The sequence below is a fragment of the Cohnella sp. 56 genome (assembly GCF_037963805.1).
GTDB lineage: Bacteria > Bacillota > Bacilli > Paenibacillales > Paenibacillaceae > Cohnella.
In genome coordinates this window covers 152,235-177,215 of record NZ_JAZDQE010000003.1, presented here as the reverse complement: position 1 = coordinate 177,215, position 24,981 = coordinate 152,235, and the positions used below count along the sequence as shown (strand labels likewise).

The following is a 24,981-nucleotide window of genomic DNA, read 5'->3' as shown; positions in this document are numbered from 1 at the left end:
ACTGTAACGCGAACATCGAATTTCCGGTGCTTTGAACAAATGAGCTGCTTTTTGCAGTCAATTTCTGACGAAGCGGGCTTTCCGGAGCAGAATAACTGCTTTTTTGCTTTTTTGCAGCTATCGCTAGCGGATACTTCCGGGTCCGACACACCGCCTGCCGGCCTATTGCTTGCCGTCGGTCCGCTGCTCGCCTTCGATCGGGAAGATCACTTTGTTCTTGTATTCGGGATGCTCGGCCCAGCTGACGTCGGCGATGCGCGTATCTTGCCCCTGCACGTCGATCTTGCCGTACCAGGTGTATTCGGACATGAAGTTGTTCATAAAGTAATACCATGCCTTGCCGGTGTCGGCAGGCTTGGTTCCTTTGACGACGGCCTTCTCGCCGTACGGATTGTATTGCTGGTATACCGCCTCTGCGATCCCATCCCCGTCAATGACGAAGTCGGACGTCAGCTGACGGTAATCCGTCTGGAACCGCAGCGCCTCTCCCTCGGGGAACAAATAGGTGAACGAGAAGCCCTCTCCCTGCGATTCGAGCTGTCCGTCCGGATAATATTTCGGCACATGAACCGCGATCGTACGGGCCGCCTCGAGATCGCCCTTCATCAGCGTATCGTAATCCTTTTGCCCCTTCGGGGTGCGGACGATCGTACGTTTTTTGGCTGCGTTGTAGCTGACATACGCACCCATGTTGTCGCCGACGAAGCGCAGCGGCACGTAGGTTCTGCCCGCCTGGATGACGACGGATACGTCCAGCGCGACCTCCTTGCCGTTCACGAGCGCCGTCTTCCGGCCTTCCTTCAGCTCGATGACCTTGCTCTTGTCCTTGCTCGCAGCCTTGACGGTCTTGGTCTTGGCATCATAGCTGTAGGTCAGCCACGACGGATCGTCAAGCGCTCTCAGCTGCACGAGCGTGCGGCCGTTCACGATCAGGGCGCCCTGCTGCAGGCTGCCGTCGATATAGACTTGTCCCGCAGCGCTCCCCGCGGCGGATGCCGAACCGCTGCCGGCTGCAACGCCCGCGATCACAGATAGTATGGTTCCATACTGTATCCACTTCTTCATCATTCCAGCTCCTTGTCCGATCTCTGGCTCTCCTCTACAGACGATTCTTAAGTTGGAAAAGTTCCGCAGCGCAAAAACGTCGCCTGCGTGCCGCTCTGCAGGGGCGAGGAGGTGTCGAGTGAAGTGTGGCTGATGAGTCGCGTCATTCGCAGCCTGCCGGTTTGCGCCAGTCCTATTAATTCCCGCTAAGCAGCAGCTTCCCGAGCCGGACCGCGGACGACAGGCGCGGCCGCCGCAGGCGTTCGTTGACGAACCGGTAGTCGGTCAGCTCCACGCCCGCATCCTTCATCGCAGCCGCGAAGTCGGGATCGAGCATCAGCCTGTACTCCCATACCCGTTTGTTCCAATTCGGAATCTGCGCACCCAGCGTCGCATCCTCTGCCGCCGGATGGATGTAGGTCTCGACGACACCCTCCGGCAGCGTATAGAGCTTGGCGATCAGCATCGCCTTGAACGACTCGTATGTCTCGCCCGGCTCGATCGCATACGGGTGGCTGAGCAGATAGTCCGGCACCGGCACGCCGAGCGTATCGGACAGCGCCACCGCCTTGGCCAGCACCGCCTCGATGCCCGGCGCGCCGGCCGTCAGCGCCTCGGTCGGCTCGATATGGCGGAACAGACGGAACGGCAAGCCCCGGCGCGCGCATTGCCAGAACACCTGCGGCAGAAAGCTGCGCCCGGTCGCGATCCCGTACAGGCTGCCCATATGATTGTCGGCGTGCGTCAGACGGACGCCCGCCCGCGCGGCGGCATCGAACTGCGCCCGCATCTCGGCGACGACATCCGCCTTGGCCGCGCCGCCCTCGAACTCGGCGACGGTATGATACATGTATCCGTCCGCATCGTGCAGCGACGGCCGGCCGGTCAGACTCTTGAAGCGCACGGCATCGTATTCGCTCGTGAATGTCAGATGCAGGCCGATGCTCGCCTCGGGATGCCGCCTGCACCAGGCGGCGGCTTCCTCGAAGCCGACGGCCGGGGTCATGATCGTAGCGGACGATACGCGCCGCTCCTCCAATAAATGCATGATGGCGGCGTTGGCCGGCGCGCTCTGGCCGAAGTCGTCGCAGTTGAGGATGAGTCGCTTCGCCATCAGGCACCGATCTCCCCTCGGGCCGGCGGCGCGGGCGGTACGGGCTGCGGCCGCAGGAACAGCGAGATGACAAGCGAGATCGCGAGCAGGATGAGCGGCACGACGGTGACGAGATAACGGAATGTCTCGGCCGGATGCGGTCCGGGATCGTCGCCGCTCACATAGCCGAAGATGCGGCCGACGACGAAGAAGGCCAGCGCGGAGATGAGCGCGCTCGAGCGGGTGAGGAAGCCGCCGACGGCGGTGTACATGCCTTCGCGGCGTTTGCCCGTACGCAGCGCGTCGCGGTCGATGATCTCGCTGCTGAGTAACGCGGGCGAGACGAGGAAGCCCGCCAGGCCGAAGCCGAAGCAGATGCCTGCGACGATGCCGGTGCCGAGATTGTTCGCGAACCAGAGCGGGATGACGGACAGGCCGTAGATCAGGAAGGCGAACCGCCAGCTGCGGTAGCCGCCAAGCTTTTTGACAATATAGAACCAGACGGCGACGAGCGGGATGACCGGCACGAATACGGAAGCCATCAGTATCATGACCTGCCCCTCGGGTATGCCGAGGACGTACTTCGCATAATACGGAATCGTCGCGCTGACGAGACCGTTGACCGTCTGGGCGAACGAGCACGCGATGTAGAACAGCCACAGCTCCTTGTTCTTGAGCGTCTCGCGGAACGCTGCGCGCAGCGGCATCGGCGGCTCCTTGGACGCCGCCTCGTCCTCCCGGACGTTCAGCACGAAGATCGTCATGAAGACGCCGAAGACGACGGCATACGTCACGGACATCCAGCCGAAGCCGATCGCCTCGTAGAGCGTCGCCGTGAGCGCCGAGCCGATCAGCACCGCGAAGATCTGGTAGCCCTGCTGAACGGCGGACGCCTTGGCGCGCAGCGAAGTCTTGGTGAACAGCTCGGGGAACAGCGCGCCGTAGTTCACCCATAGGATGGTGGCGACGGCTTCGAACAGGATGAGCGAGGTGAGGAACCAGGCGAACAGCCCGCCGTCGTGCAGGCCCTGGGGCACGGCGAACACCATGATGAAGGTGAGCATAAAGAGAGGAATCGCGCCGATAATCCAGGGCCGGCGGCGGCCGTGACGGGAGCGCGTGCGGTCGGAGAGGTAGCCGGCCAGCGGCTGGTTGACGGCATCCCAGATCTGATAGATCAGGCGCGCCAGCGTCGTCAACCCGATGGCGAGCCCCAGCTTCTCGTTGTAATAATACGTGTAAAACGAGCTGAAAGCCTGGCTGGGCACCATCATGGCGAACATCCCGAAGGCGTACGCCGTCGGGGAATTCAGGAATTTGCGGCTCATCGGCATTCTCCCGTCGCTGGATAATATTAGAATAGCGGCTCTGTCATGCAATCTAAATTGTTCTAAATATGTAAATACTATAGCATCCGGGGCAGAAAAAATCTTCAATTATTCGTACGCAAATAAACGTCGCGGCGCCCGATGTCCAGATGCCGCGGCGTTGTATGAGGCGATTCGAGCCGCCGTACTCTGCTCGATTAATGAATCGTCTTCACCAGACCACCGTCGATAATATAATCCGAGCCGGTAATCATCGAGGCGCGGTCGGATGCGAGGAATACGACAAGCGCTGCGATATCTTCCGGCTGCGCGAACCGGCCGAGCGCGATGCCGATCTCCGCGGCCATCCGGCTTCGTTCTTCTTCTCCGGCCGGCAAGCGAGCCTCCCACATCGCCGTCTCCGTAGGACCCGGCGACACGGTATTGATGCGGATGCCCTGGGGCGCGCAGGCGAGCGCCAGGTTTTTCGACAGGTTCGTCACCGCAGCCTTGGACGCGCTGTATGCGATGATGCGCGCATTCGGCATGACTGCGTTCATCGACGAGATATTGACGATCGCGCCTCCCGGCGCCATACGCGGCAGGGCGGCGCGTGTCGCACGCACGACGCTCATCAGATTCGCCTCCAGCATGTCCATCCAATCGTCGTCGGTCAGCCGCAGGAACCCTTCGCCCGCGCGGGCGTCGGTGGCGCCGATGTTGTTGACGAGAATATCCAGCTGGCCATATCGCGAGATGACGGCCTCCACGGCTGCGCAGGCCCCTTCACCTGTCGCCGCGTTCACTGCGAGCGGATATACGTCATGAGCGGCGGCGAGCGCCGCCATTTCGTCCGACATACTGCGGGCGGCGGCGACGACACCGGCCCCCGCCTCGGCCAGCAGCTTGACGACGGCCAGACCGATGCCTCGGCTCGCGCCTGTCACCAGGGCGGACTTTCCTTTCAACGATACGTTCATCTGTAAGCTCTCTCCCTCATCTGCCGCTCATCCGGATGGCTCCTTCATTATGGACTGCGCGCAGCCGGCTGCACAGTACGCTGTTTTTTCGTACATAGTCCCGTTAACCGTACCGGCCCGGGGAGGAGCGATGTTCGGCAGACCTCTTTCGTTGCTCGGGGCCCTCTGTTAAAGTGGAAAAACATGCATAGCGATTATGAAAGGAACGGTGGCGATGACCGAGGAGATGCGAAGCGAAGCCGCCACGGACGGCATATCGGCGACGCTGCGGGCGATCGGCGGCAAATGGAAGCCATTTATTTTGTTTCTGCTGCTCGAGGAAGGGACCAAACGGTTCGGGGAGCTGCGCCGACGCCTGCCGGGCGTCACGCAAGGCATGCTGACGAACCAGCTGCGGGAGCTGGAACGGGACGGACTCGTCGACAGGCGGGTCTACGCGGAGATTCCGCCCAAGGTGGAGTATGCGCTGTCCGATCACGGCCGGACGCTCGCTGCCGTGCTGTCTGCGATGTGCGGGTGGGGATATGCGCATTTGGCGTTTCTGAATGAGCGTTAGCCCAACGATTGACAGAGCCCCTGCAGCAGCGGCAGCGCGGCACTCGGCCGAGTCGCTGGCAAAAAAATATCCCGAGTGCGCCGCCTACCGGCTACCACACCGGTCTGAACTTGGACGCTCCTTCGCCGAAGGAGCGCACGATATCGCGCATGGCGCGCGTCAACTGCTCGGTCTCCCGCTCCCCAAGCCGCTCGCGCCACCTGCGCTCGATCGCGACGAACTGCGCCTCGGTCGCCCGGATGCACGCCCAGCCCCGCTCCGTGAGCACGACCAGCTTGCCGCGCCCGTCGCTCGGATGCGGACGGCGCTCGACATAGCCGCGCCCTTCCAGGTAATCGATCATCTGCGTGGCTGCCTGCTTGGTGATCTCCAGATGCTCCGCCAGCTCGATGCCCGTCGCGCCGCCGAAGGACAGCCGCTGAAACGCATAGCCGTGCGAGGGCCGCACATCGTCGAAGCCCTGCGCGGCCAGCTCGCGGTGCAGCTCGTCGACTGCCGCGCGGAAGGCGGTGGCGAACAATATCGTCAGTTCATAGCCCCAGGACCCTGATTCGGCCATGACGCTCCCTCCTATTCTCCTGTGAGCTGCTGCTCGTCGCAGTCCATTGTATCACAGGAGAGCGGCCCGGCCCGATCGATGTCCCGGCATGGTACCTATTGCCTGCGATTTAGTTCTGGCTGAGACTACTGTCAGTTGCTGGCAGCGGCCTCCTGATGCGGAGCGGGCGTGACATGCGCGAGACGGCGGCGCCCCCCCAATGTTGTCAGGTTAAGGATCCTGTCGCTCCCCGGCGCGTGGTCTTCATGAACGTATTGTCCTTGGTCTGTTTGTTGCGTATGAACGAGCGATCCTGGACGACAGGGATGCGGCTACGTTGAAGTTCTTCCCCAAACCGTTCGTGCAACACAGCCTTGAAAGGGGAGATAACTGCCGATAACTGCCAAACCGCAGTTATTTTCTCCTGCGCCAGGACATCTGGCGGCGATAACTGCATTTATACAGTTAATTTCGAGTCTGAGCCGGATGACGGTCGATTTTCGCGAGATTAACTGTATATTCGCAGCTATCGCTCCGATAAATGCCGCCACCACGAAGATTAACTGTATATTTGCAGCTAACCTGACAACATTGGCCCCCCCCCTTGCCGTTAAGCCTGCACTAGCCCCTGATCTCCTCCCTGCCCCTGCCCCGGCCCCTGCCCGACCCGGCAGGCCTGGTGCTCGTGCAATTGCGCGCCGATCTGCCTGAGCAGCGAAGCCGTATCGAGCAGCGCCCAGTGTTCGGCGATCCGCCCTTCTTCGATCCGATACTCCCGATACACCTTCACGTCGATGGGCTGCCCTGTCGCCGCCGTGCCTCTGAAGTCGCCCAGATGTGTCCCCGTCATGCGCAGCCGGACGACAACACGGTCGCCCGACGCCGTCGCGCTCTCGACCTCGGACCGTTGATCGGGAAATGCCCGCCATAGCGCCTCTGCCGTCTGCCGCAAGCCCGCCGCGTCTCCCGGCTCGTAAGCGTGATCCCGGTAATCGTCCGCGAGATATGCGGCAGTACACGCCAGATCCCCGCCGTTCCAGAATTGCTCGACGAATGCCAAGGCAACATCCGCAGGCGCACTATCCCCACGCTGACCCGCATTCGTTCCCGTCACCGCTGCCGAATTGACTTGCCCATTCATCCCGTTTTTCTCGTTCATCTCGCACATCCTCCTTCATTTAGTCAATTTAATTGACTAAATGAAGCGTAGCACACCCGCCTAATTTAGTAAAGTAAATTTACTATATTCTCTCCGCCCACGCGTTCGTGCACGATTGTTAACCAAAGTATATAATAGTGGTTAACATTTCATTTCGAAGGGACACATCCATCATGACGATCCAGCTTCGCGGCCATCATCTGCTCTGTCTATTAGGTTATCGGGGCAAAGGCTATTCGGCGGGTTTCTGCGCCAATATGACGCTGGTGTACGAGCGCCTGCGGACGGCGCCGGAGACAAAGATCGCGTTGATCCACGGACCGGACGACATTTGCGCCGCGTTTCCCGAGGATCAGGAATCCCACTGCGACAATGCCAGCGTCTACCGCAAGGACGAGGAGATCGCGCGGCAGATCGGCATCGCAATCGGCGAGACATGGGCCTGGGCCGACATATGCGCCGCCGTGGCAGAGCGGGTGCAGCCGCATGACATCGGCTCTCTCTGCAGCGACTGTCGCTGGGAGCCGTACGGTCTGTGCCGCGAGGGCGTAGCGCACATTCATGCTTCCCGCCGGCTGCGGACGCTGCCCGAAGCATGAAAAAGCGGCCGCCCCGCGAGGGAACGGCCGCCATACTCTACGCCGGATGCGGCGCACGCACCTCATCGCCTAGACGGATGTCCGGCGCAGCAGCATATAGGACAGCGCCATGCAGATCAGCGTCACCGGAGCTGTCCCGCCCGCGATCTCCAGCATCGATTGATCGGACAGCCAGTTCCACAGGTCCATCCAATAGCCCTGCGCCGTCATCACATAGCTCCCAACCGTGCCGAGCGCGATCCACGCGAGGAAAAAGGCGTACATGCCGGTTTTGCCGAAGCGCTTGCCGATACATGCGATCAGGAAGCCCGTATAGAACAGGAATACGATGAGCAGGAAGTTGATGATAAACTGTACCGGCGCCGGACCATCGCTGTAGTAGGGTAGATGGAAGAAATACAGCCCCGTGCCCCAGCCCGGCACGACATCGATCTCGATAAACGACAGCAGCGTCAAGCCCGCTGCGCAGCAGACGCCGACCAGGCCGATCGCGCGGCCGATGCCCCAGAAGTAATCCGAACGCCGGACATTGAATCCGAGCAAGAAAGGAAGCGTGTTCGACACCGAGATGATGCCCGCGACAAGCATGTAGATGTACAGGGAGGAGACGCCCCCGGTCTTGATCTCGTCTTTTACGAAGATGCTTGTAATCAGATTAACGACGAAGCTGGAGCCGGCAATGACCCACGGCAGAAAAAACCAGCTCCATTTATCCTTCAGTATGGTGGACGTGACCGCCTTCATTCTCCCGTTTACAGTCGTATTCATCGCGTCACCGCCTCCTTTTCCCCATTTTTGCCGCCCGTCAGATGGACGATCAGCTGCTGGAGCGACACCGGCGTGAATTCGAGCCCGCGCTCCGCGGCCTCTCTGCGCTCCTGTACGCCCGCTTCGCCCAATATCGTCGCCGATGCGATCGCGCCCATCGACTCCCGCGACAACACCTGCTTGCCCGCCGCGAACGACTCGATCCGGGCAGCCGCGCCGACGACGCTGTAGGCCATGCCCGACAACCGCTCCACATCCTCGTTCAACAGCAGTCTTCCTTGATCGATCAGCAGCACGTGCTCGAGCAGCTTGCTCACCTCGTCGATCAGGTGCGTCGACAGGATGACAGTGCGCGGATGCTCGGCGTAGTCGGCCAGCAGCCGGTCGTAGAACATGCTGCGCGCGACGGCGTCGAGGCCCAGATACGGCTCGTCGAAGATCGTCAGCGGCGCCCGGCTGGCGAGCCCGACGACGACGCCCACGGCCGACAGCATCCCCCGCGACAGCTTCTGCATCCTGCGCTTCAACGGCAGCCCGAACGCCGCGGTCAGCTCCGAAGCGTACGCCGCGTCCCAGTTCGGATGCAGCATGGCGGACACCTCCAGCACGTCCTTCACATTGAACGTAGCCGGGTACTTCTGGCTCTCCTTGATGAAGCAGATACGGCGCAGCACCGACTCATTCTCGTAGGGAGCCGCGCCGAACACCTGAATGTCCCCGCTTGATGCGAACTGCTGCGCCGTCAGCATATGCATGATCGTCGTCTTGCCGGCGCCGTTGCGCCCGAGCAGGCCGTAGATCTTGTTCTCCTCCAGCTCGAAGCTCACGTCTTGGACCGCCGTCGTGTCTCCGTACGTCTTGGTCAGGTTGCTTACCTTTACGATCGCGCTCATGACTTGCTCCCTCCTCTGCGGACCATGTCCGCCAGCTGCTCCTGCGTGATGCCGAGCTTCTCCGCTTCCCTCATCATTGCCACCACATACTGCTCGAAAAACTGCTCCTTGCGCTTCTCGATCAGAGTCGCCCTCGCACCGGCGGACACGAACATGCCGATCCCTCTCTTCTTGTACAAAATGCCTTGCTCCGTCAGCAGATTCACGCCCTTGGCCGCCGTGGCCGGGTTAATCTGATAAAATGCCGCGAATTGATTGGTCGAGGGCACTTGAGATTCCTCAGGCAGCGCGCCTTCGATGATGTCGTTCTCGATACGCTCGGCGATCTGCACGAAGATCGGACGGCTGTCGTCAATCAGCAAGCTCATATTTACCTCACCACCACACTGGTTAATTACTCATGTAACTAACCATACAACATGCTGCCGATGCCGTCAAGCAGGCTAACGGCTGTTTTTAACGCAAATGACAGAAGATGAGCAATTGGCAAGAAATAAAAGCCGCGGACAAGTGCTACAATGAGGATGAACGCGAGGCATTGGGCTATATGGACATGCTGCGAGCAAACCGGCCCCGAGCCATGGAAGGAGAAGCACACCATGACCAAGGATTTGTGGATCAACCTGTCCAGTAAAGATCTGGCGCGCACCAGACAGTTCTATCAGGATATCGGCTTCAAGTTTAATCCGAGCTTCCCCGGCGGCGACTCCGCCCTCAGCCTGCTCGTCGGCAATCCGCAGATCGTCGTGATGCTGTTCCCGGAGGCGACGTTCCGCAGCTTCACGGCGAGTCCCGTCTCGGATGCCATGACCACGGCGGAGGTGCTGCTCTCGATCGGCGCGGACAGCCGCGAAGAAGTTGACGCGCTCGCCGCCAAGGCGCTCGCCGCGGGCGGCCAACTGTACGCGAAGCCCGGCGAGAGCCAGGGCTGGATGTACGCCTGCGGCTTCGCAGACCCGGACGGGCACCGATGGAACGTGCTGTACATGGACACAGCGAAGATGCCGGGGAGATGATGCGCGGGGGCGGGGATACGGCGGGGGGCATGCTGCGTTCTCGCGGGCCCGAGCAGACGGCGCGGCGCGGCGCACGAGAGGCCGATCGCCTCTCGCAGGGCAGGGGCGATGCGCGCGGCGCGGCACCCGAGAGGCCGATCGCCTCTCGTAGGGCAGGCCATGCGCGCGGCGCGGCACCCGAGAGGCCGATCGCCTCTCGCAGGGCAGGCGGTTCGCGCGGCGCGGCGCGGCACCCGAGAGGCCGATCGCCTCTCGCAGGGCAGGCGGTTCGCACGGCACGGCGCACGAGAGGCCGATCGCCTCTCGCAGGGCAGGCGATGCGCGCGGCGCAGCGTCCGAAAGGCCGATCGCCTCTCGCAGGGCAGGCGATTCGCGCGCCGCGGCGCACGAGAGGCCGATCGCCTCTCGTAGGGCAGGCGGTTCGCGCGCCGCGGCGCGGCACCAGACACAAATAACACCGTTCGGGCACATCCACCCGGACGGTGTTATTTGCATTCTTTCGCCTGCGAACAGGCCCGGCCGCCTCGCCTACTTCCCGCGCATGCGGGCGACGAACAGCTCGACGTACACGGGGTCCCACTGTGTGCCGCGGCCCTCTTCGAGGATGGCGAGGGCTTTGTCGAATGCCATCCCCTTGCGGTACGGCCGATCCGAGGTCATCGCATCAAACGCGTCCGCCACCGCGATGATGCGCCCCGTCCGGGGAATGTCCTCGCCGCGCATTCCGTCCGGATATCCGCGTCCGTCGTAGCGCTCGTGATGCGAGCGCACGCCCGGCAGCAGCGGCGCCATCGCTTCGCGGGGCTCGACCTGCAGGAGGATGCTCTCTCCGAGCACAGGGTGCTGCTTGATCTGCTCGAACTCCTCGTCCGTCAGCTTGCCGTCCTTGAGCAGGACGCTGTCGCGGACGCCGATCTTGCCGATGTCGTGCAGCAGCGCCGTCTTGTTCAGCACGTCGAGCGCTTCGGCGGAGAGGCCCGCGGCCCGTCCGATGACGCCGCTGTATTCGGCCACCCGCTGCGAATGCCCCGCCGTATACGCATCCCGCGCATCCAGCGCCGCAGCCAGCGTTGCGTAGTAGCTCTGCAGCAGCTGCGCATTCATCCGCTCGCGCGTCCGCAGACCGCCGACCATGCCGTTGAAGCCGGCCGTCAACCTGGCGAATTCGTCGGAGTATAGGTCGGACGCCGACTTGTGCAGATTGCCCTCCTGCACCTCGGCCATCGCCTCGTACAATTCCCGGATCGGCTGCTGCACGTCGCGCCCGAGCAGCCAGGCGCCCAGCGAGGAGAATCCGACGCCGGTGACCAGAATGATGCCGGCCCAGCTCCAATAGTCGTAGCCGAGGTCTGCAGACCAGCCGTTCAGCCGAATCTGCGTAGCCAGCGTGAACAGCAGCAGCGGGAACGTGCCGATCAGAAAAGCGCTCAGCTGAAACTTGCGCTGGATCGAGACGAGCACATGCCCGTTCAGCGAGATATCTGTGGCATACAGTTCGCTGCCGCGCCTGCGGATATAGCCGAGCAGCGGCCGAATGGCCTGCGCCGTGAGGAAATATTCGATCAAGGCGTGCATGCATGCGACGAGCACGGCTCCCGCGGCCGCCAGACCGATATAGTAGTACGGCAGCTCCGCCCAGCCGAGCCGGATGGCCAGCAGCGCCATCGCGATCGCAGGCAGCGACAGCCCGAGCATATGCGGGCCGAGCGTACGGGCGACGGCGAGCGACGGCAGCCGGTGCGTCCGCAAGTACGCTGCCTCAAGCTCGTCCAGGGACGGGCGCTCGGCGCGGAATAAAGCGCGAATCGGCGCGATATGCAGGCGGAAGGCGAAGTATTCGGCCAGGAACATCGTCCCGAGCGACAGGAGCAGGATGATCTGCAGATGACGCAGCTCTCCCGCGGGCAGACTGAGACTGCCGGTGATGATCGTCCCGCCGACCCCGACGACAGCGATGACGGAACCGACGATATAGTTAAGGACAAGCCGCGCCAGGAAGGATCTGTAGGGCTGCTGCTCCATAAAGGCTATGCCTCCTAAGTATGTCATTCTTCACTATGAAGGAGGAAGACGTATGCGTAAAGTCCCAACTTGGCACGAGGCCGCTGCGAGAGAGTGACGTTACGAAGTCGTCGCGCCCCCCGGGACAGGCTCGGGATTTGTCCCGCCGTATCCGCGCAGTTTTCCCGGCATCGTCATATGGGGTATGATGAAGACATACGCGTACCAGCGCCATTCTCGCCACATCACCCAAGGAGGTGCCTGCACTATGAAGCAGGAATTGACCGAACGATTCGTCAGATATGTACAAGTGGACACGCAGTCGGACGAGAGCAGCGAGACCTGTCCGTCGACCGCCAAGCAATGGGACCTGCTGCGCATGCTCGAGCGGGAACTCATCGAGATCGGCCTCCGGGACGTCTCCGTCGACGACAACGGCTATCTGATGGCCACGCTCCCGTCGAATGTCGAGCATGATGTGCCGACGATCGGATTTTTGGCGCATGTGGATACGGCGACCGACTACACGGGCACAAATGTGAAGCCCCAGTTCGTATACAACTATGCCGGCGGCGACATCATGCTCAACGCAGCGCTGAAGATCGTGCTCTCGCCGCGTATGTTCCCCGACCTCGCGCATTATACGGGTCATACGCTCATCACGACGGACGGCACCACCCTGCTCGGCGCGGACGACAAGGCCGGCGTCGCCGAGATCGTGACCGCCATGTCGTATCTGATCCGTCATCCCGAGATCAAGCACGGGCGCATTCGCATCGCCTTCACGCCTGACGAGGAGATCGGCAGAGGGCCGCACCGGTTCGACGTCGCCGCATTCGGCGCGCAGTACGCCTATACGATGGACGGCGGACCGCTGGGCGAGCTGGAATACGAGAGCTTCAATGCCGCCGGCGCGGTCATCGTCATCAAGGGGAACAACGTGCACCCCGGCACTGCCAAGGGCAAGATGATCAACTCCGCCAAGATCGCGATGGCGCTCCATGCGCGGCTGCCCGCGGACGAGGCGCCCGAGTTCACGGAAGGGTACGAGGGGTTCTATCACCTGCAATCCATCGAAGGCGACGTCGAGCGGACGACGATGCGATACCTGGTGCGCGACCATGACCGCGTTCTGTTCGAGCGGCGCAAGGCCGTGCTGACGAACATCGTCGAGGAATTCAGACAGACCTATGGCGAGGACAGCATCGAGCTGACGATGAAGGATTCGTACTACAACATGCGGGAGAAGATCGAGCCCGTCATGCATATCGTCGACATCGCGCGCGAGGCGATGGAGAGCCTGGGCATCACGCCGATCATCAAGCCGATCCGGGGCGGGACGGACGGCTCGCAGCTGTCCTATATGGGCCTGCCGACGCCGAACATCTTCACGGGCGGCGAGAACTATCACGGCAAGTATGAGTTCGCGTCCGTCGACAACATGGTGCAGGCTGTGAAGGTGATCGTCGGCATCGTGCAGCGCTACGAGCAGAGAGCGCGTGGTTAATCCGGCACGAGGGGGAGCGGACGGCGAAGCGGAGCCGATGGATGTGAGCGGGCGTATGGCGGGGATCGTGTCGAAAAGGGGAGCCGGCACGCATGCGGCGCAGGCGGAGCCCGGTGCGGTTAACGGAGCATCGGAGCAGGAACGAGGTTGGAGCGATGGCGCAGACGGCGATTGGATGTCCGGGCTGTTGATCCTCGATCGGACGGACAGCCTGGATGCGACCGATCCGCTGTACGCCTTCGCCCTGGACGAGCTCCTGTGCAGAGCCGCCGGAGACGGAGGGCCGGCCATCTGCCATCTGTGGCGGCATCCGCGCGCCTTCGTCATGGGGCTGCGCGACAGCCGGCTGCCGCATGCACGCGAGGCGGCCGGCTGGCTGGCCGGCCAAGGCATCGGCGTAGCCGTCCGCAATTCGGGCGGCGCTGCCGTGCCGCTCGATCCCGGCGTCGTGAACCTGTCGCTCATCCTGCCGAAGGGACAGGCCGAAGATATGGCCTACCGGGACGACTTCGAGCGGATGTACGACCTGATCCGGCAGGCTGTCCGCCGGATTGGCGGCGAGGCGGCCAAAGGCGAGATCGTCGGCTCCTACTGCCCGGGCGACTTCGATCTGTCGATTGCCGGGCGCAAGTTTTGCGGCATCGCCCAGCGCAGACAGGTGAAGGCCTACATCGTCCAGGCGTTCGTCATCGCCGAGGGCGACGGCGCGGCGCGGGCCGGGCTTGTGCGGGAATTTTACCGGATTGCAGCCGAAGGTGCAGATTCGGCCGCCTATCCCGCCGTCGCCATGGACAGCATGGCAAGCCTGGCCGAGCTGACGGGCTCCGGCAGGCGCCTGACGCATGGCGGAGCGGGTACGGATGCGGCAGGCAGCGTCGATACCGGGCGCCCGGTCGGCATGGCGACGCGCTTCGCCGATGCGGTAAAGGCCGTGCTCCGCGGGCGCCAGACGCCGGCAGGCATCGCGACCGCAGAGGCATCGCTGCGCCTGCCGGCGCCGGAGGAGATCGCCGCCATGGCGGATGCCTTGCGCACGCGGTACGGATTTGGGAGCCAGCGGGGTACATAGGCTAGGCGCTTTATCGCGGTAGCGGCGGGGTTGGCCGCTATCGGCAGGCCGCAGGGCCGTTGCGCGGGCAATAGCGGCGGCTTCGGCCGCTGTTGGCAGGCCGCGGGGCCGTTGCACGGGCGATAGCGGCGGCTTGGGCCGCTGTTGGGGTCGCGGGGCCGTTGCGCGGGCGATAGCGGCGGCTTTTGGGCCGCTGTTGGCAGGCCGCGGGGCCGTTGCACGGCAGATCGTCATATTCAAACAGCGTGAGCAGCGGTCCGTCGACCGCGGCTCACGCTGTTTTTTCAGGCGAATGTCTCGTCCGTCATGTCTTCGTTGATGCCGATCGCGGCGCGGCTGCCGTCGGCGGCGGCCACGATGAGCTGTGCCGGCATGATGCATGTGGCATCGCCGGCAGCATAAACGCCGGGCACGTTGGTCCGCCCGGCCGCATCGGTCTCGATGCCGCCATAGGGCGTCATTGCGCAGCCGAGCTCTTCCGCGAACGGCACAGCTTGGCGGAGACGCTCGGCTACGAACCCGCCGGCGCATGCAGCCGTCTCGCCGTCCGCGAAGCGTACCGCCGACAGCTGCCCGCCGTCGCCCTCCAGTCTCCCGATCTCTCGATGATCGATTCGGATGCCATGTCCGCGGAGTGTCTCCTCCTCCTCAGGGGTGAGCGAGTCATAACCGTTGGTGCACACCAGCAGGTCTTTGCTCCAGTTGTGGACCGTTTTGGCCAGATGAAAGGTGTGATCGTTGCCTGCGATGAGGACGAGCGGGCGATCCCGCAGCTCCCACCCGTCGCAGTAAGCGCAGCAGAAAAGGCTGGTTCCATAGAAGGCGGCCAGCCCCTCTATATCCGGCAGCAGCTCCTTCAGCCCCGCCGCCAGCAGGAGCCGCTTGGCCTGCCAGTTAGCCCCCGCCTCGTCGATTAGTGTAAAGCTGCCGTCCTCTTCCCTCGCCACCGATGCGACCCGGCTCATGCGAAGCCTCACGGAAGGATAACGCCCCAGCTCCTCATGCGCGATCTTGCGTATCTCTCCCGGGGCCGCGCCGTCTCGTGTAATAAAGCCGTGCGAAGCGCGGGCGACCCGGTTCCTCGGCCTTTGGTCGTCGAAGAGTATGGCCGATCGTCTCGCCCTGCCCAGCACGAGTGCCGCACTGAGGCCGGCAGGCCCGCCGCCGATAATCGCGCAATCCAACAAAATTACGTCCTCCCTCCATTCTCAACTGCGGCATCGTGCGCCATTGTTATTATACCCATTACCATCCATAGCGCCGTCCCCACCTTGGGAATGAACGAATTGCACCGGGCGAGATAGCGATGCGCCGCATCCTTATCCGGCCATGAGGAGGGCATCCGGGCGAGATAGCGATGCGCCACATCCTTATCCGGCCATGAGGAGGGCATCCAGGCGAGATAGCGATGCGCCACATTCTTATCCGGCCATGCAGAGGGCATTCGGGCGAGATAGCGATGCGCCGCATCCTTATCCGGCCATGAGGAGGGCATTCGGGCGAGATAACGATGTGCCACATCCTTATCCGGCCATGCAGAGGGTATTCGGGCGTGAATAGCGATGTGCCGCATCCTTATCCGGCCATGCAGAAGGCATTCGGGCGAAATAGCGATGTGCCGCATCCTTATCCGGCCATGAGGAGGGCATTCGGGCGAGATAGCGATGCGCCGCATTCTTATCCGGCCACGCAGAGGGCATTCGGGCGAGATAACGATGTGCCACATCCTTATCCGGCCACGCAGAGGGCATTCGGGCGAGATAACGATGTGCCGCATCCTTATCCGGCCATGCAGACGGCATTCGGGCGAGATAACGATGTGCCACATCCTTATCCGGCCATGCAGAGGGCATTCGGGCGAGATAGCGATGCGCCACATCCTTATCCGGCCATGAGGAGGGCATTCGGGCGAGATAACGATGCGCCACATCCTTATCTGGCCACGCAGAGGGCATTCGGGCGAGATAACGATGTGCCACATCCTTATCTGGCCACGCAGAGGGCGTCCGGGCGAGATAGCGATGTGCCGCATCCTTATCCGGCACGGGAGGTTACGCAGTTGACGTGGCAGCGGGGCGCAATCATGCGTAGAGCGGCACGCCGAGCACGTCCAGGAATGCGTCCACGACCGCCGGGTCGAAGTGTACGCCGCGCTGCGCGAGAATCTCGTCGATCGCTTCTTCGTGGGTCCATGCTTTTTTGTAGGGCCGCTCGTGCGTCAAGGCATCGTAAAAGTCGGCGATCGCGACAATTCGGCCGGGCAGCGGGATGTTCTCCCCGCTCAGGCCGTGGGGGTAGCCGCCGCCGTCCCACTTCTCGTGATGCGTGAGGGCAATCTCGCCGGCCACCTGCAGCACGGGGAACAGGCTCGTCCCCAGGATGTTCGCGCCGATCACCGTATGTCGCTTCATCTGTTCGAACTCTTCGGGCGTGAAGCGCCCGGGCTTGAGCAGAATCTCGTCGGCGATGCCGATCTTGCCGATATCGTGCAGCGGCGTCGCCTGCTCGATCAGCTCGATCTCGTGCTGCGGCAGTCCCAGCGCCAGCGCGATATGGCGCGCCATTCGTCCCACGCGCTGGGTATGATGCCCCGTCTCGTCGTCGCGGTACTCCGCCGTCCGCGCGAGCAGGTGCAATATTTCCAACTGGGCGTTCTCCAGCTCTGTCGTGCGTTCGAGCACGCGCTGCTCCAGCAGCTGATTCTGTTCCTGCATCTGCAGGTAGAAATACCGGGTCTTCAGCAGATTGTTGATGCGCAGGACGACTTCCGAGGCATCCAGCGGCTTGGTCAGAAAGTCGTTGGCCCCCAGATGGAGCGCCTCCTTGCGCACGGAGGCGGATGTGTCGGCCGTGAGCATGAGGATTGGCAGGAAGTTGTTGTCCCCGATCAACGGACGCAGCATGTTCAGGACGGCGAAGCCGTCGACGACCGGCATGTGCAGATCGAGCAGGACGATATCGGGCGCCAGCTCCCCGAACAGCGGGATCACCTGAGCCGGATCGGTCGTGCTGTACAGGTTCACGAAGCCTGCGCGCCTCAGCACTTGCTCAAGCAGCAGAATATTCACAGGCTGATCGTCCACCATCAATATTTTCGCATGCTTCGTCCACGTCCGATCCATCCACAGTCCTCCTCAATGATGTGCCGGTCCACTTGCATTTCATAGTCTAATTATAGGCGATATTCTCCAGAATTTGCAGACAAACTTCGCCATTTTACAGCATAAACCATCAATCCGATCAGCCTCCACATTTATAGACAAAAACTATAAATAGTATGCATTTTATATATTTCCCACAACGTCCGCCGAGGACTATGATAGCTGCATAAGAGAACCAGAGCGTGTCCGCTGGCGCTCCTACGACGACCGAGGAGGAATACGATGAATCCCGATGTTAAAAAGCAATTCGATGCCGCAGCCGAGCAATATGACGAGCAACGCCGAGGGCTGATCCCTTGCTTCGACGGCTTCTACGGCATGGCGCTGTCGCTCGTCGAGACCGGGCATGCCTCGCCGTCCGTCCTGGATCTGGGCGCGGGAACGGGCCTGCTGGCCGCGATGGTGCGCCGCAAGCTGCCGCAAGCCCGAATCACCCTGATGGATATGAGCGAGAGCATGCTCGAGGTGGCGCGGCGGCGCTTCGCCGGCGATGAGAACGTCCGCTATGCCGTAGCGGACTATACCGGCTACGCGTTCGAGCCGGGCAGCTACGACTTCGTCGTCTCCTCTCTGTCCATCCACCATCTGACCCACCCCGACAAGCGCCGGCTGTTCGCCAGCCTGTATGCCGCGCTCGCGCCTGGCGGCGTCTTCGTCAACGCGGACCAGGTCGCGGGCCGCACGGCGGCGGCCGATGCCTACTATCGCCGGCGCTGGCTCGCCGAGATCGCCGCCAGCGGGCTGCCGCAGGCCGCGATCGACGCTTCTGTGGCGCGCCGCGCGGTCGACATCAACGCGAAGCTGGACGATCAGCTCGCATGGCTCGAGGAAGCCGGCTTCCGGCATGTCGAATGCATGTACAAGTACCTGGACTTCGCCGTCTTCTGCGGCACCAAGCCGCCGGCGGCTTGATGCGCCCATTCCGGGCTCACACGTCCCTGGAATAGACATAGAAGCCGCTTCTGCGCCGCCAGCCGGTCGCGGTCCAGAAGCGGTCTCCCGCATCGTTGTCCTCCAGCACGAACAGATGACACTTGTCGATGCCCGCCCGCCTCAGCTCCTCCAGTCCCAGCTCGGCCAGACGGCGGGCGATGCCCCGGCCCCGATATGCAGCGTCGACGGCGGCGTGATAGACGAAGCCCCGCCGTCCGTCATGGCCGCACAAGATCGTCCCGACCAGCTCTCCCTCCGCCTCGCAGACGAAGCTCAAGCCTTCATTGCGCCTGAGATAGGCGTCGATCGCCGGCTTCTCGTCCGCGTCGCTCAGCGCCAATCCCCCGGTCCGCCGCCACAGGGCGATCATGCCGTCATAATCCGCTATTTGCATCGTTCGGTAGGCGAGGCTCATTCGCAACGCCCCGCTTCTGCCCGCCCAACGTCCGCCGGCTCTTGCCCGTCCGCGCCTTCCCGAGGCGGCGTCCGCTCCAGCTCCAGCGCCAGCTCGGCTTCGTCCAGCTGGTCCTCGCCGAACACCTTGAAGCCGTTCCTGCGCAGCAGCCCCGCCGTCTTGCCCTCGCCCGGCCGCTTCGCGCCCGTGAACGTGCCGTCGTAAACGTACAGACTCCCGCACGAGGGACTGCTCTGCTTGAGAATCGCCAGTGCGACATCGTGCATGCACGCCGCCTCCAGCGCCAGCTCCGCGCCCCGCTCGAAGGCGTCCGTCACGTCCTCGCCCGACGCTGTCACGACGCGATCGCCCCGGATCTGCGCGGGCGGGCGCGGCGTCGGCAGTCCGCCTGCGACTTCGGGACAGACCGGCACGAGCCTGCCTTCCTCCCGCCACCGTTCAATTCTCGGGTCCGCGCACCGCTTGCCCTCGCCGTCGTAGCGCACCTTCTGGCCCAGCAGGCAGGCGCTGATCAGAATTTTACCGGTCATCCTGGTCGCTCTCCTCCCGCGCCTCCGGACGCCAGCCGCACTGTGCCAGATCCACCCGCCAGTCGCCGTCGAAGCGGACACCCTCCTCTTCCAGCATCGCGCGCTGCGTGTAGCGGGCCTCGTCGCCGGGCAGGGCGATCTCACCCTTCGCGTTGACGACCCGGTGCCAAGGCAGATTATGCGCCTCGCTGAGCGAATGCAGCACCCATACGACGCGCCTCGCTGCCCGCGCGCTGCCCGCGACGGCGGCTACCTGCCCGTACGTCATCACGGTCCCCGCCGGAATTCCCTTGATTACCTCGACCACACGGGCTGTATACGGCTGCATGCCGCTCACCTCTCCTCCACACTGCCTTGATCTCCTCGCCGGCAGACCGCGAATGCGCTGCCGATCTGGCGTACTGTTGCTGCTCTCTCCGCAAGCCCGCAATCCGCAAATGTGCTCCCTACAGCTTATAACAGATGCCGCCCACGCGCCAAGCCCCCGGGAGTCGCGCTCCCGGGGGCTTGCTTGCCTTGCTTCACCTCATGGCTCGATCGCTCAGAAGCCGCCGCCCGACTCCGCCGTCGCCAGCAGGCCGTGCACGACCTTCGCCGCCTCGGCGCGCGTCGCCAGACCCTGCGGCGCAAACGCGCCGGCGCCCCGGCCCTGCATCAGGCCCGCGTCCACGATGCGGCCGACCGCCTGCTGCGCCCAGCCGCTGATCTTGGCGCCGTCCTTGAAGCCGGCGGTGCCTGCCGAGCCGCCCGCCGCAACAGACGGGATGCGCGCCAGCATCACCGCCATCTCCTCGCGCGTGATCGGCGCGTTCGGCGCGAAGCTGCCGTTGCCCTTGCCCGTGACGAGGCCGTTGGAGGCGGCGATCGCTACGTCGCTCTCATACCAGCTGCCGGCCTGCACGTCGCTGAAGGAGATGCCGCCGCCCTTGGCCGTCAGCGCAAACTCCCGCACCAGCAGCTTGGCGAACTCGGCGCGCGTGATCTGCTTCTGCGGCGCGAAGTTCGCCGCATCCGTGCCGTCCACGAGCTGCCTGGCCGCCAGCTCCGCGATGACATCCTTCGCCCAGAACGACGACGATACGTCGGCGAAGCTGCGGCTGTACTCCAGCGCGGCAAAAGTGCCCGGCTTGGTGACCAGCGCCGTCAGGACGCCGCCCTGCGACTTCGCAGCCACATAGACCGGCGATCCGCCGTCGACGCGGTACAAATACGTCAGGCGCGCATTGGAGCCGCCGTCCGTCTTGACGGCGAGCGCGACAGGCTCGGCGAAGCTGCCGAGCGTGCCTGCCGTGCTGCCGTCCTTGGCGAGCGCGGACAGGCCGAGCTTCGTGACCGCACCCGCAGGCTTGACGCTCAGATGCGCGCTCTGCGCGCCGGCCAGCAGCGAGGCGGACGCCTCGGCCGACAATCTGCTGTAGTTGAGCGACAATGCCGCATCCTTGGCGGCGTCGCCCGCTACGAGCTTCGCCGCGTCGCCGAGCACCTTGGCCGGGATGGACAAGGTCACGCCGTCCAGCTCCAGCTGGACCTGTGTGCCCGCGCCCGCCAGATCGGCGATGTTCAGCGGCAGCACGATGCTGACATCCGTCGCACCTTCGGGGACAGTCACCGGCAGGCTCACGATGCCGCCGCTTGCCTTCGGCAAGTCCTTCTCCCCGATCGTCACCTTCGTCGGCGCTCCCGGCGTCGGTGTCGGGGTCGGCGTAGGCGTCGTCGTCGAAGGCGGAGGCGTCACCGGCGTATTCGTATTGACGATGCGGCCCTCAAGCTTGGCGGTGATCTGCCCGCCCTTGAACGTATCCACGATATATTGATAGAAAACATCCAGATCCGTCGGGCCTACAACTGCGTTTTTCGCCGCCGTAAGCACCTTGTAATTGTCGCCGCCCGCAGCCATGAAGTTGTTGACGACCGCCGTGTATTCCTTGTTGTCCTCAATCGGCGTGCCGTCCGTCTTCGTCAGGCTGGTGACACGCTGCGCGACGGGGAGCGCCATATTGGCCGTATATTTCAGACCGGAGATCTGCAAGGTCTTCGTATCTGCACTGCCGTCCGCCTTGACGCCCCATTGCTGCTGCAGCAGTGTGCGAATCTGGGCGCCGGTGAGCGTCAGCTTCACGAGCGTATTGCCGAACGGCTGCACCTTCGCCAGATCGCCGAACTTGACCTCGCCCTGCGGCAGATCCGCGCGGATACCGCCCGGGTTCATGAACGCGAAGTCCGCGCCCGAGAATGCGCTGCGCATCGCATCCGCAATCAGGTTGCCGAGCGGCGCTTCATTGTTGTAAGCGTCCGTCCGCACGACCGTGCCGTCCGTCGTGCCGACCGGCTGCCGAAGCTCCGGATGCAGATCGAGATACTTGTTCACGAGCGTCTCGGTGTCCGCGTCCGGCGTCACGCCGTCCTGATAGGTCGTCGTGATCGTCGCCGACTTGCTCGTCACATCGCCCGTCACCGTGTCGATGACCAGCTTGACGTCCTCGAAGGCGGTGCCGTAGGAATAAGCCTGCACGACCAGCTTGCCGTCCACGAGGCCGTTCGCCAGCGCATGATTGTCGCCCGCCATAATGACGTCGACCTCCGGATCGACGGCCTTCGCCAGATCGGCGGCTTCGCCCGTCGTCACGCCGTCCTTCGTGGTCGCGGGATCATGCGCCAGCACGACGATCGTTTTGACGCCCTGCTGCTTCAACTCCTCCACCGCTTTGTTCACGACAGGCGCCTGATCGACCAGCTTGACGCCCTTCAGCCCCTCCGGGGACACCTTGGTCACCGTCGCCATCGTCACAACGCCGATGAAGCCGATCTTCACGCCGCCGATTTCCTTCACGACATAGGGCGAGATGATCGGCTCGCCCGTCTTCTCGTCGACAACATTGGCATTGATGTAGTCGAAGTTGACGCCCTTGTGCATGACCTTGCCGCCGACCGGATCGAGTCCGCCCTGCAGCTGCGCCTTCAACGCGGCCACGCCCTGGTCGAACTCGTGATTGCCGAGCGTGCCCACGTCGAACTTCATCAGGTTCATCCACTCGAGCGTCGGCTCGTCGCGTTCGAGCGAGGACACCGGAGCGGTCGCGCCTACGGAGTCGCCGTTGTGCACGAGCAGGCTGTTCGTATACTTGGCGCGCGCCTGCTTCAGATAAGCCGCCAGCGTCGCTGCCGTGCCGGCCGGCTTGTTGCTTGCGATCGAAGTCGTGTCGAGCTGCCCGTGCAGATCGTTGATGCCGAGCAGATGCACATAGACCGCGTTCATTTGCAAATTATAAATCTCGAACTGGCTGTCGTTGGCCGTGCCGGTATCGGTGATCTTGCCGTCCGTCTCCGCCGCGTACTTGGCCGCTGCGGGCGAGCTGGTGAAGGTAACGTTCACTTTGCTCTTGATCGGCGCGAACGACCAGTTGCCGTCGGCGCTAGGGCTGACTGTACCCTTTTCCGAGATGTAATCCATCAGTACCTGACGGTTCTCATCCTGGGAGTCGACGGCCAGCGTAGAACCCTTCAGTCCCGGGAAGTTGCCGCCGCCGCTCGCGCGATAGTTGTTCGTGACGACGATAAACCGCTGATCCGGATCGATCGGCGCACCGTCATACTTCAAATTCACGATTCGGCTCGAGGATGCGTCGTTCACGCTGCCGTCCGGCTTGTACTTGGCCGGCTTCGTCACGTCGATCTGATACGTCACGCCGTCGATGACATCGTAGTTGTAGACGGCAAAGGAAGGATTAAGCAGCGCCTGGGTCTGCGCGCTCGCCGGGTCAATCATGTTGAAGGCGCCGGCGGACATTTCCAGCCATTCCTTGACCGTCTCGCCCTTGATGACGATTGCCTTCAGCGTATTGTCGTACAAATACAGGTCGCTCGCGCTGCGAATCGTCAGCGGCCCCTTGGCGATGTCCGTGTACTCGGATGGTCCGTTGCGCCCCGCCTTGAACGGCGCGCCCGCGCTCAGGATCGGCAGACCGTCGTAAACCGTGCCCGCGACGGACTTCTGCACGTACCACTTCTGCGCATCGGTCACGATCTGGATGGAGGGGTCGTCCTGCACCATCGCAAAGTAGCTGTTGATCGGCGCATCCGTCTGCCCCAGCTCCTGGCCGGTGTAGGCGATCGTCGCCTCGTGGGCGGTCTTCACCGCTTGGACGACAGCCGAATCGGGCTCTACGTTGGCGATGTTGACCTTATTCTCCGTACGGTAAATCGAGCGCGTGGACGACTGGGAGCCGGACTTGTCCACCGTCCACTTGCCGTCCCCGTCCTTGACCAGCTTCAGGTCGATGAGGCCGAGGCTGGCGCCGCCGTAGCCGGACTGAACGGCGAACACGCCGTTGATCGTCCCGCCGCCGAGTCCGTTCGTGTTATTTACGACGGTCTCGCCCGGTATGTTGTACGGCAGCTTGGTCGCCGGGTCCTTGAACAGGGCGTCCAGCGAGGCGGTGCTCTCCGTCGGGAATATTTTGTGCGTATGGGAAAATGTAATCGCGTCGATGCCGGGCACCTTGCTCAGCGCATTGACGTCATTCTCGGAAAGGTCGCCCTCGACCGCCGCCGCGTCGAACCCGGTGTGTGCGAGCGCCACGACGATATCCGCACCGTCCGCCTCCATCAGCGGTACAAAGTGACGGGCGGTCGCGGCGATGTCGCGCGTGACGACTTGGCCGAGCAGGTTGGCCTTGTCCCACTCCATAATCTGCGGCGTCACAAGGCCGATCACGCCGATCTTGAGCGTCTGGCTCGCGCCGTTGTCGTCCTTGAAAGTCCGCGTCAGAATCTCGTACGGCTTGTATTTGTTGGTCGTCTCGCTGTCCTGGGCGATGCCGTCGCCGTTGTCGTCCACATAAATATTCGCGTTGACATAAGGCATGTCCGCGCCGGACAGCGCCCGCCCGAGATAATCCAGCCCATAATTGAATTCATGATTGCCAAAGGTAGCGGCGTCATAGCCGAGCAGGTTCATCGCCTGATACATCGGATGGACGCTGCCGGAGGCGGACAGCTTGTCCACCTTGGCCATATAGGTGCCGAGCGGCGTACCCTGGATCAGATCGCCATTGTCGAACAGCAGCGAGTTGGGCTGCTCCGCACGCGCCTGCTTGATGAGCGCAGCCGTCCGGTCCAGGCCGACCGTCACCGTCTCCGCATTTTTAAAGTAATCGTAGCCTCTGACATTGGTATGCAGGTCCGTCGTCTCCATGATTCGCACATGGACCGGCGCCTCTACAGGAGTCGCTCCCGCCTTGTGCGCGGCCAGCAGGCCAAACCCTCCGAACACCTGAGAGACCAGTAACGCCGCGGCCGTCACAGTCGACGCCTGTTTGCCCCAGCCAGTCTTCCTCATCAACATGCTCGCTCTCCCTTCGGTATCGTCGTTCCCGACAAGTATAAAAAACGATATCGAGATTTGATCGCAGG

General features: G+C 63.0%; 21 protein-coding genes and 1 pseudogene. 6 read left to right on the top strand and 16 right to left on the bottom strand.

What is annotated here, in order from left to right:
* Window positions 1-162 precede the first annotated feature (162 nt).
* The 4 genes from VQ071_RS06400 to VQ071_RS06385 form a co-directional block, all read right to left on the bottom strand.
* Window positions 163-1,065, bottom strand: a complete 903-nt coding sequence (locus tag VQ071_RS06400; protein ID WP_340513062.1) for a copper amine oxidase N-terminal domain-containing protein — start codon at window positions 1,063-1,065, stop codon at window positions 163-165.
* Window positions 1,066-1,240: 175 nt separating this feature from the next.
* Entirely contained in the window at window positions 1,241-2,158 is a 918-nt protein-coding gene (locus tag VQ071_RS06395) for a polysaccharide deacetylase family protein (protein WP_340513061.1), read from the bottom strand.
* The gene (locus tag VQ071_RS06390) at window positions 2,158-3,465 is read right to left on the bottom strand and encodes an MFS transporter (protein ID WP_340513060.1); all 1,308 of its coding nucleotides are present in this window, start codon (window positions 3,463-3,465) and stop codon (window positions 2,158-2,160) included. The genes VQ071_RS06395 and VQ071_RS06390 overlap by 1 nt, the downstream gene beginning before the upstream one ends.
* Before the next feature lie 197 nt (window positions 3,466-3,662).
* A complete protein-coding gene (locus VQ071_RS06385) occupies window positions 3,663-4,424 on the bottom strand; it encodes an SDR family NAD(P)-dependent oxidoreductase (protein ID WP_340513059.1) in 762 nt (253 codons plus the stop codon).
* Between the two features lie 214 nt (window positions 4,425-4,638).
* On the opposite strand from VQ071_RS06385, the gene VQ071_RS06380 reads away from it, so the two are divergent.
* Window positions 4,639-4,980, top strand: a complete 342-nt coding sequence (locus VQ071_RS06380) for a winged helix-turn-helix transcriptional regulator (RefSeq protein WP_340513058.1) — start codon at window positions 4,639-4,641, stop codon at window positions 4,978-4,980.
* 91 nt (window positions 4,981-5,071) lie between these two features.
* On the opposite strand, the gene VQ071_RS06375 is transcribed toward VQ071_RS06380, so the two are convergent.
* Both VQ071_RS06375 and VQ071_RS06370 read right to left on the bottom strand, forming a co-directional pair.
* On the bottom strand, window positions 5,072-5,539 hold the full coding sequence (locus VQ071_RS06375) for a MarR family winged helix-turn-helix transcriptional regulator (protein WP_340513057.1): 468 nt from the start codon (window positions 5,537-5,539) through the stop codon (window positions 5,072-5,074).
* A 589-nt stretch (window positions 5,540-6,128) separates the two neighbouring features.
* Entirely contained in the window at window positions 6,129-6,677 is a 549-nt protein-coding gene (locus VQ071_RS06370; protein WP_340513056.1) for an ester cyclase, read from the bottom strand.
* 173 nt (window positions 6,678-6,850) lie between these two features.
* Here VQ071_RS06370 and VQ071_RS06365 point away from each other — a divergent pair, with 173 nt between their 5' ends.
* The gene (locus VQ071_RS06365; protein ID WP_340513055.1) at window positions 6,851-7,276 is read left to right on the top strand and encodes a DUF1284 domain-containing protein; all 426 of its coding nucleotides are present in this window, start codon (window positions 6,851-6,853) and stop codon (window positions 7,274-7,276) included.
* Between the two features lie 69 nt (window positions 7,277-7,345).
* Here the strand turns inward: VQ071_RS06365 and VQ071_RS06360 are convergent, their stop codons facing one another.
* The 3 genes from VQ071_RS06360 to VQ071_RS06350 are packed head-to-tail and all read right to left on the bottom strand — an operon-like array spanning window position 7,346 to window position 9,305.
* The gene (locus tag VQ071_RS06360) at window positions 7,346-8,044 is read right to left on the bottom strand and encodes a hypothetical protein (protein WP_340513054.1); all 699 of its coding nucleotides are present in this window, start codon (window positions 8,042-8,044) and stop codon (window positions 7,346-7,348) included.
* Window positions 8,041-8,937 carry an ABC transporter ATP-binding protein gene (locus tag VQ071_RS06355; RefSeq protein WP_340513053.1) on the bottom strand — a complete coding sequence of 299 codons (897 nt, stop codon included), beginning with the start codon at window positions 8,935-8,937 and terminating at the stop codon, window positions 8,041-8,043. The genes VQ071_RS06360 and VQ071_RS06355 overlap by 4 nt, the downstream gene beginning before the upstream one ends.
* Window positions 8,934-9,305: a GntR family transcriptional regulator gene (locus VQ071_RS06350; protein WP_340513052.1), complete on the bottom strand. Its 372-nt coding sequence runs from the start codon at window positions 9,303-9,305 to the stop codon at window positions 8,934-8,936. Before VQ071_RS06350 ends, VQ071_RS06355 begins: the two co-directional genes overlap by 4 nt.
* Window positions 9,306-9,536: 231 nt before the next feature.
* On the opposite strand from VQ071_RS06350, the gene VQ071_RS06345 reads away from it, so the two are divergent.
* On the top strand, window positions 9,537-9,953 hold the full coding sequence (locus VQ071_RS06345) for a VOC family protein (RefSeq protein ID WP_340513051.1): 417 nt from the start codon (window positions 9,537-9,539) through the stop codon (window positions 9,951-9,953).
* A 528-nt stretch (window positions 9,954-10,481) separates the two neighbouring features.
* Here VQ071_RS06345 and VQ071_RS06340 read toward each other — a convergent pair.
* Window positions 10,482-11,975 (bottom strand): HD domain-containing phosphohydrolase, encoded by a 1,494-nt coding sequence (locus VQ071_RS06340; RefSeq protein ID WP_340513050.1) that lies wholly within the window; start codon window positions 11,973-11,975, stop codon window positions 10,482-10,484.
* A gap of 247 nt (window positions 11,976-12,222) precedes the next feature.
* On the opposite strand from VQ071_RS06340, the gene pepT reads away from it, so the two are divergent.
* Together pepT and VQ071_RS06330 are read left to right on the top strand one after the other, a co-directional pair.
* The gene (gene pepT / locus VQ071_RS06335) at window positions 12,223-13,461 is read left to right on the top strand and encodes a peptidase T (protein WP_340513048.1); all 1,239 of its coding nucleotides are present in this window, start codon (window positions 12,223-12,225) and stop codon (window positions 13,459-13,461) included.
* 175 nt (window positions 13,462-13,636) lie between these two features.
* A complete protein-coding gene (locus tag VQ071_RS06330) occupies window positions 13,637-14,530 on the top strand; it encodes a lipoate--protein ligase family protein (RefSeq protein ID WP_340513458.1) in 894 nt (297 codons plus the stop codon).
* Window positions 14,531-14,814: 284 nt separating this feature from the next.
* Here VQ071_RS06330 and VQ071_RS06325 read toward each other — a convergent pair whose 3' ends face one another.
* Together VQ071_RS06325 and VQ071_RS06320 are read right to left on the bottom strand one after the other, a co-directional pair.
* Window positions 14,815-15,720, bottom strand: a complete 906-nt coding sequence (locus VQ071_RS06325; protein WP_340513457.1) for an NAD(P)/FAD-dependent oxidoreductase — start codon at window positions 15,718-15,720, stop codon at window positions 14,815-14,817.
* A gap of 891 nt (window positions 15,721-16,611) precedes the next feature.
* Window positions 16,612-17,652 carry an HD domain-containing phosphohydrolase gene (locus VQ071_RS06320; protein WP_340513047.1) on the bottom strand — a complete coding sequence of 347 codons (1,041 nt, stop codon included), beginning with the start codon at window positions 17,650-17,652 and terminating at the stop codon, window positions 16,612-16,614.
* Between the two features lie 261 nt (window positions 17,653-17,913).
* Here VQ071_RS06320 and VQ071_RS06315 point away from each other — a divergent pair, with 261 nt between their 5' ends.
* The gene (locus VQ071_RS06315) at window positions 17,914-18,603 is read left to right on the top strand and encodes a class I SAM-dependent methyltransferase (protein WP_340513046.1); all 690 of its coding nucleotides are present in this window, start codon (window positions 17,914-17,916) and stop codon (window positions 18,601-18,603) included.
* Between the two features lie 16 nt (window positions 18,604-18,619).
* Here the strand turns inward: VQ071_RS06315 and VQ071_RS06310 are convergent, their stop codons facing one another.
* From VQ071_RS06310 to VQ071_RS06295, 4 genes and pseudogenes are all read right to left on the bottom strand, one after another.
* On the bottom strand, window positions 18,620-19,039 hold the full coding sequence (locus VQ071_RS06310; RefSeq protein ID WP_340513045.1) for a GNAT family N-acetyltransferase: 420 nt from the start codon (window positions 19,037-19,039) through the stop codon (window positions 18,620-18,622).
* A gap of 110 nt (window positions 19,040-19,149) precedes the next feature.
* A pseudogene (locus tag VQ071_RS06305) lies at window positions 19,150-19,569 on the bottom strand (DUF523 domain-containing protein); the annotation flags it as partial.
* Window positions 19,559-19,897: an MGMT family protein gene (locus VQ071_RS06300; protein ID WP_340513043.1), complete on the bottom strand. Its 339-nt coding sequence runs from the start codon at window positions 19,895-19,897 to the stop codon at window positions 19,559-19,561. The pseudogene VQ071_RS06305 and the gene VQ071_RS06300, both read right to left, overlap by 11 nt.
* A 213-nt stretch (window positions 19,898-20,110) precedes the next feature.
* On the bottom strand, window positions 20,111-24,913 hold the full coding sequence (locus tag VQ071_RS06295; RefSeq protein WP_340513042.1) for a bifunctional 2',3'-cyclic-nucleotide 2'-phosphodiesterase/3'-nucleotidase: 4,803 nt from the start codon (window positions 24,911-24,913) through the stop codon (window positions 20,111-20,113).
* Window positions 24,914-24,981 lie beyond the last annotated feature (68 nt).

Excerpts from the sequence above, each read along its gene's own strand:
- VQ071_RS06380 (WP_340513058.1), top strand. The coding sequence starts at position 4,639 with ATGACCGAGGAGATGCGAAGCGAAGCCGCCACGGACGGCATATCGGCG.
- VQ071_RS06375 (WP_340513057.1), bottom strand. The coding sequence starts at position 5,539 with ATGGCCGAATCAGGGTCCTGGGGCTATGAACTGACGATATTGTTCGCC.
- VQ071_RS06315 (WP_340513046.1), top strand. The coding sequence starts at position 17,914 with ATGAATCCCGATGTTAAAAAGCAATTCGATGCCGCAGCCGAGCAATAT.
- pepT (WP_340513048.1), top strand. The coding sequence starts at position 12,223 with ATGAAGCAGGAATTGACCGAACGATTCGTCAGATATGTACAAGTGGAC.
- VQ071_RS06355 (WP_340513053.1), bottom strand. The coding sequence starts at position 8,937 with ATGAGCGCGATCGTAAAGGTAAGCAACCTGACCAAGACGTACGGAGAC.
- VQ071_RS06390 (WP_340513060.1), bottom strand. The coding sequence starts at position 3,465 with ATGAGCCGCAAATTCCTGAATTCCCCGACGGCGTACGCCTTCGGGATG.
- VQ071_RS06295 (WP_340513042.1), bottom strand. The coding sequence starts at position 24,913 with ATGTTGATGAGGAAGACTGGCTGGGGCAAACAGGCGTCGACTGTGACG.
- VQ071_RS06320 (WP_340513047.1), bottom strand. The coding sequence starts at position 17,652 with ATGGATCGGACGTGGACGAAGCATGCGAAAATATTGATGGTGGACGAT.
- VQ071_RS06385 (WP_340513059.1), bottom strand. The coding sequence starts at position 4,424 with ATGAACGTATCGTTGAAAGGAAAGTCCGCCCTGGTGACAGGCGCGAGC.
- VQ071_RS06400 (WP_340513062.1), bottom strand. The coding sequence starts at position 1,065 with ATGAAGAAGTGGATACAGTATGGAACCATACTATCTGTGATCGCGGGC.
- VQ071_RS06300 (WP_340513043.1), bottom strand. The coding sequence starts at position 19,897 with ATGCAGCCGTATACAGCCCGTGTGGTCGAGGTAATCAAGGGAATTCCG.
- VQ071_RS06350 (WP_340513052.1), bottom strand. The coding sequence starts at position 9,305 with ATGAGCTTGCTGATTGACGACAGCCGTCCGATCTTCGTGCAGATCGCC.
- VQ071_RS06395 (WP_340513061.1), bottom strand. The coding sequence starts at position 2,158 with ATGGCGAAGCGACTCATCCTCAACTGCGACGACTTCGGCCAGAGCGCG.
- VQ071_RS06330 (WP_340513458.1), top strand. The coding sequence starts at position 13,637 with ATGTCCGGGCTGTTGATCCTCGATCGGACGGACAGCCTGGATGCGACC.
- VQ071_RS06340 (WP_340513050.1), bottom strand. The coding sequence starts at position 11,975 with ATGGAGCAGCAGCCCTACAGATCCTTCCTGGCGCGGCTTGTCCTTAAC.
- VQ071_RS06310 (WP_340513045.1), bottom strand. The coding sequence starts at position 19,039 with ATGAGCCTCGCCTACCGAACGATGCAAATAGCGGATTATGACGGCATG.
- VQ071_RS06365 (WP_340513055.1), top strand. The coding sequence starts at position 6,851 with ATGACGATCCAGCTTCGCGGCCATCATCTGCTCTGTCTATTAGGTTAT.
- VQ071_RS06370 (WP_340513056.1), bottom strand. The coding sequence starts at position 6,677 with ATGAACGAGAAAAACGGGATGAATGGGCAAGTCAATTCGGCAGCGGTG.
- VQ071_RS06360 (WP_340513054.1), bottom strand. The coding sequence starts at position 8,044 with ATGAATACGACTGTAAACGGGAGAATGAAGGCGGTCACGTCCACCATA.
- VQ071_RS06345 (WP_340513051.1), top strand. The coding sequence starts at position 9,537 with ATGACCAAGGATTTGTGGATCAACCTGTCCAGTAAAGATCTGGCGCGC.